This window comes from Mesorhizobium sp. B1-1-6 (assembly GCF_006443035.1).
GTDB lineage: Bacteria > Pseudomonadota > Alphaproteobacteria > Rhizobiales > Rhizobiaceae > Mesorhizobium.
Window position 1 is genome coordinate 168293 of record NZ_VFWR01000004.1, and the last position, 16110, is coordinate 184402.

Sequence of the window (16110 nt, forward strand, 5' to 3'; positions counted from 1 at the left end):
CTCCAGGGCAGGAAGCATGCGCGACCCCTATGAGGTGCTGGGCGTTGCAAAGAACGCATCGGCCAAGGACATAAAATCGGCGTACCGCAAACTCGCCAAGAAGCATCATCCGGACCAGAATCCGAATGATCCCAAGGCGAAGGACCGTTTTGCCGCGGCCAATCAGGCCTATGAGATCGTCGGGGACGAGAAGACCCGCGCCGCTTTCGATCGGGGCGAGATCGACGCCGACGGCAAGCCGCGTTTCCAGGGCTTCGAGGGCGCCCCCGGTGGCGGTGACCCCTTCGCCGGTTTTCGCCGCCAGCAGCAGGGAGCCGGCGGTTCGCGATTCGAGTTCCGCTCCGGACGCCCGGGCGGCGATCCGTTCGACGGCAACAGCGATATCTTCAGCCAGATTTTTGGCGACGTCTTCTCCGGCTCGCGCGGCCCCGGCCAAAGCGGGGCAGGAATGGGTGACCGCCGCCAGCCGGCAACTGCCGCCGACCTGAATGTCACGCTCGACATCACCATCGAGGAAGCGGCGAACGCTGAAAAGGTCACGGCGATGTTCCCTGACGGCCGCAAGGTGGCGGTCAAGCTGCCGGCCTATGTCGAGGACGGGCAGACCATCCGGCTGAAGGGGCAGGGCGAGCAAGGGCCGGGCCAGCCCGGCGACGCGTTGGTCAAGATCCGCTTCCGCCGGCATCCGCGCTACCGCCTGGAGGGCCGCGACCTGCATGCCGATTTGCCGGTGGGGCTGGCCGATGCCGTGCTTGGCGCCAAGGTGGCCGTAGAAACGCCGACCGGCAAGCTCGCGGTCAACGTTCCCGCCTGGTCGAGCTCGGACAAGGTCCTGCGCCTGAAGGGCAGGGGCCTGCCGGAAAAGGCCGGCGGCCACGGTGATCTCTACGCCCATGTGCGCATCATGCTGCCAGAAGGCGGCGACAGCGCGCTCGAAGGGCTGTTGCGCAGCCAAAAAGGCTGATTGGCGGCTCTTGTCCCCGAACTGTCCCGTTTGAGCGCTTGAAGGGGCTCTGTGCCTGTGCGATAGGGCTCTCCACAAATAAGAAATCTTGCGGAGAGCACGCATATGGCGGGTGGACAGGGCCTGATGGCCGGCAAACGCGGCCTGATCCTCGGCGTCGCCAACAACAGGTCGATCGCCTACGGCATCGCCAAGGCATGCGTCGACAACGGCGCCGAGATCGCGCTGACCTATCAGGGTGAAGCGTTCAAGAAGCGGGTCGAGCCACTGGCTGCGGAACTCGGCGCCTTTGTCGCCGGCCATTGCGATGTGACCGATCCGGCGAGCCTCGACGACGTTTTCGCAAATGTCGCCAATCATTGGGGCAAGCTCGACTTCCTCGTCCATGCCATCGCTTTTTCCGACAAGGACGAACTGACCGGCCGCTATGTCGAGACGACGCGCGATAATTTCCTGCGCACGATGGATATTTCGGTCTATTCCTTCACCACCATCGCCAAGCGCGCCGAGGCGCTGATGACCGATGGCGGTTCGCTTTTGACGCTGACCTATTACGGCGCCGAAAAGGTGATGCCGCATTACAACGTCATGGGCGTCGCCAAGGCCGCACTCGAGGCCAGCGTGCGTTACCTCGCCGTCGATCTCGGCGCCAAGAAGATCCGCGTCAACGCGATCTCGGCGGGCCCGATCAAGACGCTGGCCGCTTCCGGCATTGGTGACTTCCGCTACATCCTGAAGTGGAACGAGTACAATTCGCCGCTGAAGCAGACGGTCACCCAGGAAGAGGTCGGCGATTCCGGCGTCTATTTCCTGTCCGACCTGTCGCGCGGCGTCACCGGCGAAGTGCATCATGTCGATTCCGGCTATCACGTCGTCGGCATGAAGGCGGTCGACGCACCTGACATTTCGACAGTCAAGGATTAACTCCTCCGCCTATCCTCCGCCCAGGCCCTGGCCCGACCTCCGGAAGACCTGATGTACCCGCTGGTTTATATCGTGCGCCACGGCCAGACCGCGTGGAATGCCGAATTCCGGCTTCAGGGGCAGGCCGATACCGACATCAACGCGCTCGGCCGCGAGCAGGCGAGCGCAAACGGGCATCGGCTGGCTGACCTGATCTCCAATCCCGCAGAGTTCGATTTCGTTGCCAGCCCGATGCGGCGCACGCGCGAGACCATGGAGCGCATTCGCGCCGCCATGAAGCTCGACCCGGCTGCCTACGGGACCGATCCCCGCCTTGTTGAAGTGAATTTCGGCGACTGGCAGGGTTTCACCTTTGCCGAGCTGGAGACGCAATTTCCGGGTGCGAGCAGGACGCGTGCGCTGGACAAATGGAACTTTCAGCCACCGGGCAAAGATGCCGAGAGCTACCAGATGCTGCTAGAACGGGTAAAGCCGTGGTTCGACGCGCTCGAGCGCCAGACAGTCTGCGTGACGCATGGCGGCGTCATGCGCACCTTGTTTCGCTTCGTGCTTGACATGGCCGAGGACGATGCGGCGAAGCTGGCGATACCGCAGGACCGCGTGCTCAAGCTGGAAGGCGACAGCCTGGGGTGGCTTTAGGCACCTGGCACGATCCAGGAAGGCTCATGCAGGCTGCCGGCGCAGGTGCATAAAACGGCTGTAACGGCTCAACAAACGCCGAACAGCCGATTTGCATTGGAAGCCTAGTCGGAGTCGCTGTCAGGCAACTGCATATCGGTGACGACGTTTTCGCCATTGGTCACGTCATAGGCGATGACGATGTCCATGCCCGGCTTCAGCGCGTCGAGATCGGTTTCCGCGTTCAGCTTGTAGGATTTGCCGTCGTCCAGCGTCAGGGTCAGCGCGTCCTTGTCGATCTTCTTGATCAGGCCTTCGGTCTGCCCGGCGAAAGCGGCGGTGCAAAGCAGGAATGTGGCGGCAACAGCGCCAATCAGGGTACGCATCATCGTCCTCTTTGGTATTGCGCCGGCATGGGTAGCGGCGGATCCTCAACGGCGAATGGAGCAGAGCAGAAACCAATCGAATGTGTCAAAACTAAATCCGAAGATCACGGTTTGACCCCTGTGGAAAACGCCAATAGAAGGCAGGCTTCAGTCGGCTCCGATGCCGGGCAGGGCACTTTGCGATGTCTCACAACACGTTCGGCCATCTTTTCCGCGTCACCACCTGGGGCGAAAGCCATGGGGCCGCATTGGGCTGCGTGGTCGACGGCTGCCCACCCGGCATCCGCTTCACGCGTGACGAAATCCAGGCCGAACTCGACAAGCGCCGGCCCGGCCAGTCGCGCTTCGTCACGCAACGCCGTGAGCCTGACGAAGTGAAGGTGCTGTCGGGCTTCATCCTTGACGATGACGGCGAGACGATGATCACGACAGGTACGCCGATCTCCATGCTGATCGAGAATGTCGACCAGCGCTCGAAGGACTATGGAGAGATCGCCCGCCAGTACAGGCCGGGCCATGCGGACTACACCTATGACGTCAAATACGGCGTGCGCGACTATCGCGGCGGCGGCCGATCCTCGGCGCGCGAGACCGCGGCTCGGGTCGCTGCCGGAGCCCTCGCCCGCAAGGTCGTGCCGGGCATGGTGGTGCGCGGTGCACTGGTATCGATGGGCGAGAAGTCGATCGACCGCGCCAACTGGAACTGGAATTTCATTGGCGACGCGGACAATCCGTTCTTCACGCCGGATCCGGCGTCCGTTCCCGTTTTCACGAGCTATCTCGACGGCATCCGCAAGGCGGGTTCCTCCGTCGGCGCCGTGATCGAGATCGTCGCCGACGGCGTTCCGGCCGGCCTCGGCGCGCCGATCTACGCAAAGCTCGACCAGGATATCGCGTCAGGCCTGATGTCGATCAACGCCGTCAAGGGCGTCGAGATCGGCAACGGCTTCGAGGCCGCCCGCATCACCGGCGAACAGAATGCCGACGAGATGCGCATCGGCAATGACGGCCAGCCGGTGTTCCTGTCCAACAATGCCGGCGGCATCCTTGGCGGCATCTCGACCGGCCAGGCGATCATCGCCCGCTTCGCCGTCAAGCCGACGTCTTCAATCCTGACGCCCCGGAAGTCGATCGACAAGGACGGCAACGACGTCGAAGTGATGACCAAGGGTCGCCATGATCCGTGTGTGGGCATTCGCGCCGTACCGATCGGCGAGGCGATGGTTGCCTGCGCAATCGCCGACCATTATCTGCGGCACCGAGGACAGACCGGAAGGGAGTAGGCAATAGGGAATAGGCAGTAGGCTTTTTTCCTTTCCCCTACTGCCTTATTGCCTACTCCCTATTCCCTGCGAGCGAAGCGAGCATTCCATGTCTTACGACCAGAAGAAGATCGTCGAAGCAATCCGGGCCTTCGAGCGCGGCGAGATCGTCGTCGTCATGGATGATGACGGGCGCGAGAACGAGGGCGACCTGATCGTCGCCGCCGTCCATTGCACGCCGGAAAAGATGGCCTTCATCGTGCGCAACACTTCGGGCATCGTCTGCACGCCGATGCCGCGCGAGGAGGCCAAGCGCCTCAACCTTGCGCCGATGGTCGCCGACAATGATTCGGCGCACACCACCGCCTTCACGGTTAGCGTCGATTTCAAGCACGGCACCACGACTGGCATTTCAGCTGACGACCGCACGCTGACCGTGCGCAATCTCGCCAACGGCAATGTCGGCGCCTCCGATTTCGTCCGCCCCGGCCACATCTTCCCGCTCATCGCGCGCGAAGGCGGCGTGCTGATGCGTTCGGGCCATACCGAGGCGGCCGTCGATCTGTGCAAGCTCGCCGGCCTGCCGCCGATCGGCGTGATCTCGGAACTGGTCAATGATGACGGCACCGTCAAGCGCGGCCCGCAGGTCGCGGCTTTTGCCGAGGAGCACGGCCTCAAGCAGGTTTCTGTCGCCGACCTCATTGCTTACCGGCAACGCAAGGAAACGCTGGTCGAACGCGTGGCGTGCTCCGAGATCGACACGCTCGGCGGCAAGGCGCAGGTCTTCACCTACACGCTGCCCTGGGATTCCATGCACCATGTCGCCGTCGTCTTCGGCGACATCCGCGACGGAGAAGAGGTGCCTGTGCGTCTGCACTCCGAGGACGTGGTGACCGACGTCTTCGGCACCAGCCACCGGCTGGACGCCATCATGAAGGCGATGGGCGAGCGCAAGCGCGGCGTCATCGTCTATCTGCGCGAGGGCTCGGTCGGTGTCGCCCACCAGGAGCGCAACCGGCCGGCGAGCGGCGACCGGGAGGACCACGAAGAGGCGCGCCGCCGCGAGAATGAATGGCGCGAGATCGGGCTCGGTGCTCAGATCCTGAAGGATCTCGGCATTTCCTCGATCAATTTGATCGCCTCGCGCGAGCGCCACTATGTCGGCCTCGAAGGTTTTGGCATCCACATCGCCAAGACCGAGATTCTCTAGGTTCGACGGCGGCAATAGCGTCCGATCCGCTGAACCGGACGCGTCATGGTTCATTCCGCGGCAGCGACGGCCGCTTCACACCCATCCAACTCGCATTTGTGAGTGGCAAGACTGCGCTGGCCGAGCAGCACCGTGACCAGCGCGATGCCGCCCGCGACCACCGAGACCCAGAACCCGTTCTGGGCGCCGAACGCATCCACCACCGCGCCGGCGGCGAAAGAGCCCAGCGCCATGCCGATGCCGATTCCCGTTGTCACCCAGGTAATGCCCTCGGTCAGCATCGCTTCCGGCACATGCCGTTCGATCAGGCCGAATGCCGTGATGAAAGTCGGCGAGATCGCCACGCCGCTGATGAAGACGGTCAGCGCCAAAATCGGCACGCTGTCGGCGGTGAGCGGCAAAATCGTGCTGACTGCGATGATGGCGACCGCGACGGTCAGCTGGCGCTGTAGCGGCGTCTTGAGGTTGAGCGCGCCGACCACGATGCCCAACACGAACGATCCCAGCGCATAGACGCCGATCACCAGGCTTGCGGCACCGGCTTGGCCGAACTCCTTGGTGATCGCCACGGTGCTCACTTCCGTCGTCGCGAAGGTCGCGCCGATGAAGATCAGGGTGAAGGTGATGATCTGTACCGGCCGCAGGCGGATTGCCGAGCCAGTCGAACCATGGTCCACCGGCCGCACTTTCGGCTCGGTCGATCGCTGCAGGATGAATGCTATCGAGCCCAAAGCGAGAAACAACGTGCTCGCCAGCATGCCTGCTTCCGGAAACAGCGCCGCACTGAGGCCCACCGACAGCGCCGCGCCGGCGATATAGACCAGTTCGTCGGCCGCCGATTCGAAGGCGAAGGCGGTGTTCATCTCCGGCCGGCCGCGAAAAAGCTCGGTCCAGCGCGCGCGCACCATTGCCGGCATGCTGGGCATGGCCGCTGCCAGCAGCGCCGACACGAACATTGTCCATACCGGCCAATCCTGGTTGGCCGACGCAATCAGCAGCAGGAATGCCAGCACGGAGATGATGGTGGTGGGCACGACGATCCATGTCTGGCCGAGGCGGTCGACCAGCCTGGAGATCTGCGGCGCCAGGAAAGCGTTGGCCAGCGCGAATGTCGCCGAGACGGCACCCGCCAGCCAGTATTCGCCACGCGTCTGCGACAGCATCGCCACGATGCCGATCGGCGCCATGGCGATCGGCAGGCGCGCCATGAAGCCTGCAGCGGCAAAGCCCTTGGCGCCAGGGGCTCGAAAGATCTCGGAATAGGGGTTCTGCATGGTCCGTTCCTCGACAAAAGGCGATTCGGAAATTACATACGATGCGTATGAACACTAAATAGATCATACGTCGCGTATGTCAATTGGCATACGTGACGTATGTGGATAAGGCCAGAAGAGATGCACAAGCCCCGCAGGGAAATGATCGCCGAAACGCGCGCCAAATTGATTGCCGCAGCCCGGCATGCGTTCGGAACGATCGGTTATGCCGAGGCATCGATGGATGATTTCACCGCATCGGCCGGGCTGACGCGCGGTGCGCTCTATCATCATTTCGGGGACAAGAAGGGGCTTTTGCAGGCGGTTATCGCCGAGATAGACGCCGAGATGGCGGCACGGGTGAATGAGGTTGCAGCGAAAGCACCGACTCGCTGGCAAAGCTTCGTCGACGAATGCACGAGCTACATCGAAATGGCGCTGGAGCCGGAAATCCAGCGCATCATGTTTCGGGACGGTCCGGCCGTGCTGGGGGATCCCGCGCAATGGCCGAACGCCAATGCCTGCGTCGCGTCGATGACCGATCACCTGACGACGCTGCAGGGCGACGGGGTAGTTGTCCCGGGCGTAGACCCCGAGACCGCGGCACGGCTGATCAACGGGGCGAGCAGCCAGGCGGCGCAGCGGATCGCCAATTCGAACGACCCGGAAGCGACGTCGAAGACCGTGGTGGCGGCATTCAAGCAACTGCTCGAAGGATTGTTGAGGAAGGATGCCGGAGCCGCCTGACGACGGCAGGCCGCCGGCAGCGCGCTGCGCATGCCGTATCGGCAATCAAATCAATGGTTTGTCAGACTTTTCGCATGTTGCCGCCTTGAGGCGTGCGATCGTTGATTTGAGCGGAACTTCGCCCTGTCCGCAAAACGTCTCGCTCATGATCAGCTCGGGCAGCGGCAGCCGCCGCCCCCAGCCATGTGTTTCGAGGTCCGGTTTCGGCGCGAACTCCGAGACACGGCCGACACAGAGATAGGCCACCGGCGTCACATGCTCGGGAATCGACAGAAGGCCTTTCAACGCCTGCGCCTCGATAATGCTGACCCAGCCAACGCCGACGCCTTCGGCGCGCGCCGCCAGCCAGAAATTCTGCACCGCGCAGACCGTGCTGTAGAGATCCATCTCGGGATTGTGCCAGCGTCCCAGCGGCGAACCCTGTGAGCGTCGGCGGTCGCAGGTGATACAGATATTGAGCGCGCTTTCGCAGATGCCTTCCAGCTTGAGCTTGCGGTAGAGCGCCCGCCGCTCTTCCTCGATCGCCGGCAATTCCTGCTCGCGCGCCGCGAGGAACAGGTCGCGCACCTGTTCCCGTCGTTCGGTGCCACGAATGACGATGAAATTCCATGGCTGCATGAAGCCGACCGATGGCGCGTGATGGGCGGCAAGCAGCAGCCGCGCCAAGACCTCGTCGTCGACGGCCTCTGATGTAAAATGGCTGCGAACATCGCGCCGCGTGAACATGGCGCGGTAGACCGCATCGCGCGCCATCTGGTCGAATCCGTCACCCACGGGGATGGTCATATTGTCCGGCATCGCTTGTCCCCTTGCGATTGCAATCAACTGCCGTCCGCCTGACCATGCGGATGACGATGCCTGCCAGGCCGGTCTTCTGGCTCGGGATCAACCCGCATCCGGCGCCTTCCCGTCATCGACAGTGGCATTTACCGGCGCGGTCCCCCTTACAGCGTTGGGCACGCCACGGTATCAAACCGTGTTCCCGATTCTCCCGCTCGCGGCGGGCACCAGGCAGTGGCCGGGACTTTACGACGAAGGCCCTGCGCCGCCAATCCCCGTGGCGACGCGAACGGACGCAAGCGCGATTTTCCCCAACCATCAGGCCGCAACGCATGGCCATCGCCGCGCCAGGGCACTAGATAGGGAGCATGGCCACTCGTCTCTACACCCATCCGATCTTCCTCGAGCACATCACGCCACCCGGCCATCCGGAGCGGCCGGACCGCTTGCGCGCCATTGAGCGCGTGCTCGACGACGAGGCTTTTGCCGCGCTCGACCGCCTCGAGGCGCCACAAGGCGATGAGGCCACCATTCTCTACGCGCATCCCGAGGATTTCGTCGAGCGGGTACGCGCCGCCATTCCCGAGACGGGCATCGCCCGCATCGATGCCGACACAATGGCCAGCCCGAAGAGCTGGCAGGCGGCGATCACCGCGATCGGAGCCGCCAACGCCGCCGTCGACGACGTCTTTGCCGGCAGGGCAGACAACGTTTTCGTCGCCGCCCGGCCGCCCGGCCATCATGCGGAGAAAGCGACGGCGATGGGCTTCTGCCTGTTCAACACGGCGGCCATCGCCGCACGTTATGCACAGCGCAAACACGATATCGAACGCGTCGCCATCGTCGACTGGGACGTGCATCACGGCAACGGCACGCAGGATGTTTTCTGGGACGATCCGTCCGTGCTTTATTGCTCGACGCACCAGATGCCGCTCTACCCCGGCACCGGAGCAAAGAACGAAACCGGCGCCGGCAACATCGTCAACGCGCCGCTTGCGCCGCAGACCGGCAGCGAGGCGTTCCGCGATGCCTTCCTGTCGCGCGTGCTGCCCTCGCTCGACAATTTTGCACCCGACCTGATCATCATTTCGGCCGGCTTCGACGCGCATCATCGCGATCCGCTGGCCGAGATCAACCTGACCGAGGATGATTTCGACTGGGCGACCGGCCAACTCATGCAGCGCGCGGCGCGCCACAGCGGCAACCGGCTCGTCAGCCTGCTCGAGGGCGGCTACGATCTGCAAGGATTGGCATTTTCGGTCGCCGCCCATGTCGGGCGACTGATGAAAGGATGAATGATGGCTGGTGAAACCAACGAAGACGTCAAGGCGATGAGCTTCGAACAGGCTCTCGACGCGCTGGAGAAGATCGTCGATGATCTGGAGCGTGGCGATGTGCCGCTCGACCAGTCGATCAGGATCTACGAGCGCGGCGAGGCGCTGAAGGTGCATTGCGACCGGCTGCTCAAGGCGGCCGAGGACAAGGTGGAGAAGATCAGGCTGTCCCGCGACGGCAAGCCGGTCGGGACGGAGCCGCTGGACGCGGATTGAGGCACGCAGCCGTCTCTCTGGTTTTTGACACGATCATGATTGAGGATAGAACGCGTCCCGATTGAAACGGCTCCAGGACAAGAGGAGATACGGAAGCGATGTGCAGAAACATCAAGACCCTGTTCAATTTTGATCCGCCGGCGACCAACGACGAGGTGCGCGATGCAGCCCTTCAATTCGTTCGCAAGCTGAGCGGAACGACGCGGCCTTCGAAGCAGAACCAGCACGCATTCGACCATGCCGTCGAGGCCATCGCGGCGTCGGCGCGCGAGCTTCTCGATTCGCTTGAAACCAACCAGCATCCGCGCAATCGCGAGGAGGTTGCGGCCAAGCTGCGGGCGAAGGCGGCGATCCGCTTTGCCTGATCTGGCCAAAGCAGCCATCGGCCGCTGACAAGGAGAGTTCATGAGCTTCTTTCCCGGGAAGGACCCTGAAGCCGGCGATGCCTTTGCCAGCGACCAGATCGAATTGATGGTCATTCCGAACGCCAAGGACATTGGCGGTTTTCAGGTTCGCCGCGCCTTGCCGACCGCCAAAAGGCGGCTGGTCGGTCCCTTCATCTTCTTCGACCGCATGGGCCCGGCCATCCTTCGTGCCGGTCAGGCGCTCGATGTCCGGCCGCATCCTCATATCGGCCCGTCGACGGTCACCTACCTGTTCGACGGCAGGATCAGGCATCGCGATTCGCTCGGCACCGAGATGGTGATCGAGCCGGGTGACGTGAACCTGATGACCGCCGGCCGCGGCATCGTCCATTCGGAGCGCACGCCGGAAGAACTGCGCGGCGCGCCGATGTCGATCTCGGGGCTGCAGACATGGTTGGCGCTGCCGGACGGCAAGGAGGAAGTGGCGCCGGTTTTCGAAAACACCGCTGTCGCGCGGCTTCCCGACATCGACGCGGAAGGCGTCAGTGGCCGCATCGTCATAGGCGATTTCCAGGGGCTGCGTTCCCCGGTGCGGGCCGATTCCGAGACGCTCTACGCCGACCTCAGGCTGGCGCCCGGCGCCAGCGTGAAAATCCCTGCCGACGCGGAAGAACGCGCCATCTATACGCTGGAAGGCGAGGTCTCGATTTCCGGCGACGTGTTTCCGGCGGAACGGCTTCTGGTGTTCCGGCCCGGCGACGAGATCGTCGTATCCTCACAGGCTGGTGCCCATTTCATGCTTTTCGGCGGTGCCTCGCTGGGCTCGAAGCGCTACATCTGGTGGAATTTTGTCTCGTCCTCCAAGGAGCGCATCGAACAGGCCAAGCAAGAATGGAAGACCGGCCGCTTCGACATCGTTCCCGGCGATGAGGAAGAGTTCATTCCACTGCCGGAAGGCTGAGGAAGTCGACGACGGGGCGTGCCTTTCGCGTCATTTGGCAGGCATTTACTTTCGCCTGCCGGCGGCCTATCCCGCGCATGAACAGAAGCTTGGGCCTACCCGTGAACGCAACGCCGCATACGCCGCTTCTCGACAAGGTCCGTATCCCGGCCGAGCTGCGCACGCTTTCCGAAAGCGAATTGCCGCAACTGGCATCAGAGCTTCGCCTCGAACTGATCGACGCGGTGTCGAGCACCGGCGGTCATCTCGGCGCCGGGCTTGGCGTGGTCGAACTGACCGTGGCGCTGCACTATGTCTTCAATACCCCCGATGACCGGTTGATCTGGGATGTCGGCCACCAGGCCTATCCGCACAAGATCCTGACCGGGCGCCGCGATCGCATCCGCACCCTGCGGCAGGAGGGCGGCCTCTCCGGCTTCACCCGCCGCACCGAGAGCGAATACGATCCGTTTGGCGCCGCCCACTCCTCGACGTCGATATCGGCCGGCCTCGGCATGGCGGCGGCCCGCGATCTTGCCGGCGGCCGCAACAATGTCATCGCTGTCATCGGCGACGGCGCCATGTCGGCCGGCATGGCCTACGAGGCGATGAACAACGCCGGCGCGCTCGATGCCCGCTTGATCGTCATCCTCAACGACAACGACATGTCGATCGCCCCGCCGACCGGCGCCATGAGCGCCTATCTGGCGCGCCTGGCCTCTGGCAAGGCCTATGTCGGCCTGCGCGACTTCGGCAAGAAACTGACCTCGTATCTTGGCAAGCGTGCCGACCGTGCCATCACCAGGGCGGTCGAGCATGCGCGCGGCTACGTCACCGGCGGCACGCTGTTCGAGGAGCTCGGCTTCTACCATATCGGTCCGATCGACGGCCACAATCTGGACCATCTGATCCCGGTGCTGAAAAATGTTCGTGACAATGGCAAGGGCCCCGTGCTGATCCATGTCGTCACCCAGAAGGGCAAGGGCTACGCGCCGGCCGAGGCCGCGGCCGACAAATATCACGGCGTCAACAAGTTCGACGTCATCACCGGCGCTCAGGCCAAGGCCCCGGCCAACGCGCCGGCCTATACCAAGGTGTTCGCCGAAAGCCTGATCCGGGAGGCCCAGGAGGACGAGCGCATCGTCGCCGTCACCGCCGCCATGCCGGGCGGCACCGGGCTTGACCTGTTCGGCGAAGTGTTTCCGGCCAGGACCTTCGACGTCGGCATCGCCGAACAGCATGCGGTGACGTTCGCGGCCGGCCTCGCGACCGAAGGCTACAAGCCGTTCGCGGCGATCTATTCGACCTTCTTGCAACGTGCCTACGATCAGGTCGTGCACGACGTGGCGATCCAGAAATTGCCGGTGCGCTTCCCCATCGATCGCGCCGGCTTCGTCGGAGCCGACGGCGCCACCCATTGCGGCGCCTTCGACACCACCTTCCTGGCCTCCCTGCCGGGCTTCGTCGTCATGGCGGCGGCCGACGAGGCGGAACTGCGCCACATGGTGCGCACCGCGGCAACCTACGATGACGGCCCGATCGCCTTCCGCTATCCGCGCGGCAATGGCGTCGGCGTCGACATGCCCGATCGCGGCTCGGTGCTCGAAATCGGCAAGGGCCGCATCATCAGGGAAGGCGGCAAGGTGGCACTCCTCTCCTTCGGCACGCGCTTGCAGGATTGCCTGATCGCGGCCGAGGAACTGGGCGCGTCCGGGCTTTCGACCACCGTCGCCGATGCGCGCTTCGCGAAGCCGCTCGACGAGGATCTGATCCGGCGGCTGGCCCGCTCGCACGAGGTTCTGGTCACGGTGGAGGAGGGCGCCATCGGCGGCTTCGCCAGTCACGTTTTGCAGTTCCTCGCCCATGAGGGCCTGCTGGAAAGCGGCCTGAAAGTGCGCCCGCTTGTGCTGCCGGACGTGTTTGCCGACCACGCCAAGCCGGAAAAGATGTATGCCGATGCCGGTCTCGATGCCGCCGGCATCGTCCATACGGTTTTCACCGCCCTCGGGCAGGCGGCCCACGCCCAGCGCGCCTGACTCGACACATCAAGCGTTTTGAATCGGTTTGCCGGCTCGATGTCGTAACGCATTGTTGACATTGCTGTTTGGCGTTTTGCTTACCGTGTCTCTTGCCCGTTTTTCAACGGCACGCTGCTAGGTTCTGGCCAGGCAGGGAGACAACAAAAGTGAAGACGCTTCTGTGCGGTGTGGCGATCCTGACCGCCATCGCAGCGCCGGCCATCGCCGGAACGCGCTACGACCGCAATCTCGAGAAGGCGGCCGTGGATATAGTCGCCAGCAGGATGGGGCATATCAGGGGCGGCTTCTCCTACAAGCAGCTGCCGCAGCTTGTTGTCCCGCCGGACGCCGCATCGGCATCCGCCGCGCCAGTCGAGCGCCCGCGCAGGGAAGTTGCCCGCGATCGGGATGACGGCCTGTCTCCCGCCGTCGAACGGCAGGCTCCCCGCACCATCTTCTGATCTCGCCCAAATCAAACCACCCAAATCAAAACCACATGTCGCGCACGCAGCGGCCATCGCGCGGCAGATCGTCGTAGGTCTCGAGACCGTCGAAATGGTCGATCGGCAGGTCGGCCACGGCTTCCGGCGGCGCAAGCCTTACATTGACGGCGATCCGCGTGCGGCCGGCTGGGCGCAAACCGCGCCAGGCAAGCACGCACGCACATGTCGGGCAGAACAGGATCTCGAGCGTGGGTTCGGCCTTGCCGGCACGTTTATAGCTTTTTATCGGCCCCACGACGCGGATACGTTCATCGACAAAGTCGTAGGCCCAGAGCGTGCCGTAACGTCGGCACAGCGTGCAGTTGCAAGCGGTGATCGGCCCGGGATCGCCCTTCAAGGTCCAGTGGGCCGCACCGCAATGACAGCTTCCCGTCAGCATCCGTCCTCCTTCGCCTTCGGCAGCAAAACGGCGTTTCTTCCTTATCATCGTGGCCGACCTGATGCGATGTGCGACTGGCCGCGAGCGGCTCTCTGCGGTCGCTGCCCTGCGGCGATGTTGCTTCTCCTGCTCCAATCTCCTTGCCTTCGCCGCCGGCTTTCGCCAAGGAAGACCGATGAATTTTCCCCCGCCAGCCAGCACGCGCCAGCGGCTCGACGATCTGCTCGTCCAGCGCGGCCTGTTTGCCAGCCGCTCGCGTGCCCGCGACGCGGTCGAGCGCGGCACGGTAACGGTGGACGGCGCTATTGCCCGAAAGCCTGGCCAGGCCGTGCAACCGGAATGTGTCATCGCCGTTGATGACCCGGCCCAAGGCTATGTCTCACGCGCGGCGCTGAAGCTGATCGCCGGGCTCGACCATTTCGGCCTCGATCCGGCCGGCTGTGAGGCGCTCGACATCGGCGCCTCGACCGGCGGATTCACCCAGGTCCTGCTCGAACGCGGCGCGACCCATGTCACGGCGATCGATGTCGGTCACGGACAGATGCATGCTGATATCGGCAAGGACGCGCGCGTGACGGTCATCGAGGGGCTGAACGCCCGCGATCTCTCAACCGCCGATCTTGGCGGCCGCAGTCCGGACTTCATAGTCTCCGACGTCAGTTTCATTTCACTGAAACTGGCCCTGCCGCCTGCGCTTGCCATCGCCAAGCCCGGTGCCGCAGCGATGTTTCTGGTCAAGCCGCAGTTCGAGGCGGGTCGCGAGGCGATCGGCAAGGGCGGCCTGCTGAAAGACCCCTATCATGCCGCCCGTGTCGCCGGCTTGCTGCAGGATTGGCTGGATGCCGTGCCCGGCTGGCGCTCGCTCGGCTTGCATCTGTCGCCAATCGAGGGCGGTGACGGCAATCGCGAATTCCTGCTTGGTGGGGTCAAGGACCGATGAGTGCACGCTTCACCATCAAAAAGCTTGGCGCCCAGGGGGATGGCATCGCCGACACCGAAAGCGGCGATCTGTTCATTCCTTTCACGCTGCCAGGCGAGGTCGTCACCGCGGCGCGTGAAAGGGATCGCGCCACGCTGATGGCGCTGATCGAGGCCTCGCCCCTGCGCATCGAACCCGCCTGCCGCCATTTCGGCGAGTGCGGCGGCTGCGCCCTCCAGCATTTGGAGGCGCAAGCCTATCAGCAGTGGAAGCGCGAGAAGGTCGTGCATGCGCTGAGAGGCATCGATTGCGAAATAGGCGGTCTGGTCGCCTGCGCGCCGCACACGCGCCGCCGCGTCGTGCTCGCCGCCAGGCGCACCGAAACAGGCATGCTGCTCGGCTTCAATCGCCATCTGTCGCCGGAAATCATTTCCATCTCCGAATGCCCGATCTCGCTGCCTGGGATCGTCAACGCGCTCGACAGCTTGAGGGCACTCGCCGAATTGATCTGCGCCACCCCGAAATCGTTTCGCATGGCGGTCACAGTGACGGGTTCCGGCCTCGACGTGGCGGTGCATGAATCGGGCAAGCTCGGCGAAAACCAGCGCCGCATCGCCGCCAATTTTGTCATTGCGCAGGGCCTTGCCAGACTGTCCATCGATGACGAGATCATCATCGAGCCGAAGAAGCCTGTCGTCATGTTCGGCAGCGTTGCCGTCGCGGTGCCGCCGGGCGCCTTCCTGCAGGCGACGGAGGCAGCCGAACGGACCATGGCCGATATCGTCGGCGGACATCTGAAACGTGCCAAAAAAATTGCCGATCTCTTCGCCGGCTGCGGCAGCTTCGCCCTGCGGTTGGCCGCGAGATCGGAAGTGCATGCGGTGGAGGGCGATGCGGCCGCACTTTCGGCGCTCGATCGGGGTTCACGCTTCGCCACCGGCCTGAAACGCGTGACCGGCGAGCGCCGAGACCTGTTCCGCCGTCCGCTGACGTTCAAGGAGTTAAACGCCTTTGATGGCGTTGTCTTCGATCCGCCCCGCGCGGGCGCGGAGGATCAGTCGAAGCAGATCGCCCGCTCGGATGTTCCATTCGTTGCCGCGGTCTCCTGCAACCCGGTGACGCTCGCGCGGGATTTGCGCATCCTCATCGACGGCGGCTACGCGGTGAAAAGCGTGACGCCGATCGATCAGTTTCTGTGGTCGCCCCATGTCGAGGCTGTTGCCTTGCTGGAGAAGCCGCGGAAAAGACGCTAGGCGCTTAGCCCTGCTCAGCGAGACCGGCAGCGTCATGCA

General features: G+C 63.8%; 18 protein-coding genes and 1 riboswitch. Of the genes, 14 read left to right on the top strand and 4 right to left on the bottom strand.

Translation table 11 applies throughout. The features are described 5' to 3' along the window. Nucleotides 1–16: 16 nt before the first annotated feature. The 3 genes from FJ979_RS09985 (at nucleotide 17) to FJ979_RS09995 (ending at nucleotide 2527) form a co-directional block, all read left to right on the top strand. Complete coding sequence (locus FJ979_RS09985) at nucleotides 17–964, top strand: DnaJ C-terminal domain-containing protein (RefSeq protein ID WP_140580765.1); 948 nt, start codon at nucleotides 17–19, stop codon at nucleotides 962–964. Nucleotides 965–1069: 105 nt separating this feature from the next. Continuing rightward, the gene (gene fabI / locus FJ979_RS09990) at nucleotides 1070–1888 is read left to right on the top strand and encodes an enoyl-ACP reductase FabI (protein WP_140580767.1); all 819 of its coding nucleotides are present in this window, start codon (nucleotides 1070–1072) and stop codon (nucleotides 1886–1888) included. A gap of 51 nt (nucleotides 1889–1939) precedes the next feature. Then, nucleotides 1940–2527: a histidine phosphatase family protein gene (locus FJ979_RS09995; protein ID WP_140498047.1), complete on the top strand. Its 588-nt coding sequence runs from the start codon at nucleotides 1940–1942 to the stop codon at nucleotides 2525–2527. A gap of 104 nt (nucleotides 2528–2631) precedes the next feature. On the opposite strand, the gene FJ979_RS10000 is transcribed toward FJ979_RS09995, so the two are convergent. After that, nucleotides 2632–2892, bottom strand: coding sequence for a DUF1344 domain-containing protein (locus FJ979_RS10000; RefSeq protein WP_140498049.1), 261 nt, complete (start codon nucleotides 2890–2892; stop codon nucleotides 2632–2634). 182 nt (nucleotides 2893–3074) lie between these two features. Here FJ979_RS10000 and aroC point away from each other — a divergent pair, with 182 nt between their 5' ends. Together aroC and ribB are read left to right on the top strand one after the other, a co-directional pair. Then, nucleotides 3075–4175, top strand: coding sequence for a chorismate synthase (aroC, locus tag FJ979_RS10005; RefSeq protein WP_140558211.1), 1101 nt, complete (start codon nucleotides 3075–3077; stop codon nucleotides 4173–4175). Nucleotides 4176–4263: 88 nt separating this feature from the next. Continuing rightward, nucleotides 4264–5364 carry a 3,4-dihydroxy-2-butanone-4-phosphate synthase gene (ribB, locus tag FJ979_RS10010; protein WP_140514808.1) on the top strand — a complete coding sequence of 367 codons (1101 nt, stop codon included), beginning with the start codon at nucleotides 4264–4266 and terminating at the stop codon, nucleotides 5362–5364. A gap of 50 nt (nucleotides 5365–5414) precedes the next feature. Here ribB and FJ979_RS10015 read toward each other — a convergent pair whose 3' ends face one another. Next, nucleotides 5415–6638 carry an MFS transporter gene (locus tag FJ979_RS10015; protein ID WP_140558209.1) on the bottom strand — a complete coding sequence of 408 codons (1224 nt, stop codon included), beginning with the start codon at nucleotides 6636–6638 and terminating at the stop codon, nucleotides 5415–5417. A gap of 120 nt (nucleotides 6639–6758) precedes the next feature. Here FJ979_RS10015 and FJ979_RS10020 point away from each other — a divergent pair, with 120 nt between their 5' ends. Next, a complete protein-coding gene (locus tag FJ979_RS10020; protein ID WP_140498058.1) occupies nucleotides 6759–7364 on the top strand; it encodes a TetR/AcrR family transcriptional regulator in 606 nt (201 codons plus the stop codon). A 45-nt stretch (nucleotides 7365–7409) separates the two neighbouring features. On the opposite strand, the gene bluB is transcribed toward FJ979_RS10020, so the two are convergent. Then, nucleotides 7410–8162: a 5,6-dimethylbenzimidazole synthase gene (gene bluB / locus FJ979_RS10025; protein ID WP_140520811.1), complete on the bottom strand. Its 753-nt coding sequence runs from the start codon at nucleotides 8160–8162 to the stop codon at nucleotides 7410–7412. 48 nt (nucleotides 8163–8210) lie between these two features. Continuing rightward, a riboswitch (cobalamin riboswitch) is annotated at nucleotides 8211–8391 on the bottom strand. Nucleotides 8392–8512: 121 nt separating this feature from the next. Here bluB and FJ979_RS10030 point away from each other — a divergent pair. The 6 genes from FJ979_RS10030 (at nucleotide 8513) to FJ979_RS10055 (ending at nucleotide 13478) form a co-directional block, all read left to right on the top strand. Then, entirely contained in the window at nucleotides 8513–9439 is a 927-nt protein-coding gene (locus FJ979_RS10030) for a histone deacetylase family protein (protein WP_140580769.1), read from the top strand. Between the two features lie 3 nt (nucleotides 9440–9442). After that, nucleotides 9443–9694: an exodeoxyribonuclease VII small subunit gene (locus FJ979_RS10035; RefSeq protein ID WP_140498064.1), complete on the top strand. Its 252-nt coding sequence runs from the start codon at nucleotides 9443–9445 to the stop codon at nucleotides 9692–9694. 98 nt (nucleotides 9695–9792) lie between these two features. Next, the gene (locus FJ979_RS10040) at nucleotides 9793–10059 is read left to right on the top strand and encodes a DUF2277 domain-containing protein (protein ID WP_010914875.1); all 267 of its coding nucleotides are present in this window, start codon (nucleotides 9793–9795) and stop codon (nucleotides 10057–10059) included. 40 nt (nucleotides 10060–10099) lie between these two features. Continuing rightward, nucleotides 10100–11020: a pirin family protein gene (locus FJ979_RS10045; RefSeq protein WP_140580771.1), complete on the top strand. Its 921-nt coding sequence runs from the start codon at nucleotides 10100–10102 to the stop codon at nucleotides 11018–11020. A gap of 77 nt (nucleotides 11021–11097) precedes the next feature. After that, nucleotides 11098–13035 (top strand): 1-deoxy-D-xylulose-5-phosphate synthase, encoded by a 1938-nt coding sequence (gene dxs, locus FJ979_RS10050; protein ID WP_181171924.1) that lies wholly within the window; start codon nucleotides 11098–11100, stop codon nucleotides 13033–13035. 149 nt (nucleotides 13036–13184) lie between these two features. Then, the gene (locus tag FJ979_RS10055) at nucleotides 13185–13478 is read left to right on the top strand and encodes a hypothetical protein (protein ID WP_140580773.1); all 294 of its coding nucleotides are present in this window, start codon (nucleotides 13185–13187) and stop codon (nucleotides 13476–13478) included. Nucleotides 13479–13503: 25 nt separating this feature from the next. On the opposite strand, the gene FJ979_RS10060 is transcribed toward FJ979_RS10055, so the two are convergent. After that, on the bottom strand, nucleotides 13504–13899 hold the full coding sequence (locus tag FJ979_RS10060; RefSeq protein ID WP_140580775.1) for a GFA family protein: 396 nt from the start codon (nucleotides 13897–13899) through the stop codon (nucleotides 13504–13506). A 175-nt stretch (nucleotides 13900–14074) separates the two neighbouring features. Between FJ979_RS10060 and FJ979_RS10065 the strand changes: the two genes are divergently transcribed. After that, nucleotides 14075–14839 (top strand): TlyA family RNA methyltransferase, encoded by a 765-nt coding sequence (locus tag FJ979_RS10065; RefSeq protein WP_140580777.1) that lies wholly within the window; start codon nucleotides 14075–14077, stop codon nucleotides 14837–14839. After that, entirely contained in the window at nucleotides 14836–16071 is a 1236-nt protein-coding gene (locus tag FJ979_RS10070; protein WP_140580779.1) for a class I SAM-dependent RNA methyltransferase, read from the top strand. Before FJ979_RS10065 ends, FJ979_RS10070 begins: the two co-directional genes overlap by 4 nt. Nucleotides 16072–16110 lie beyond the last annotated feature (39 nt).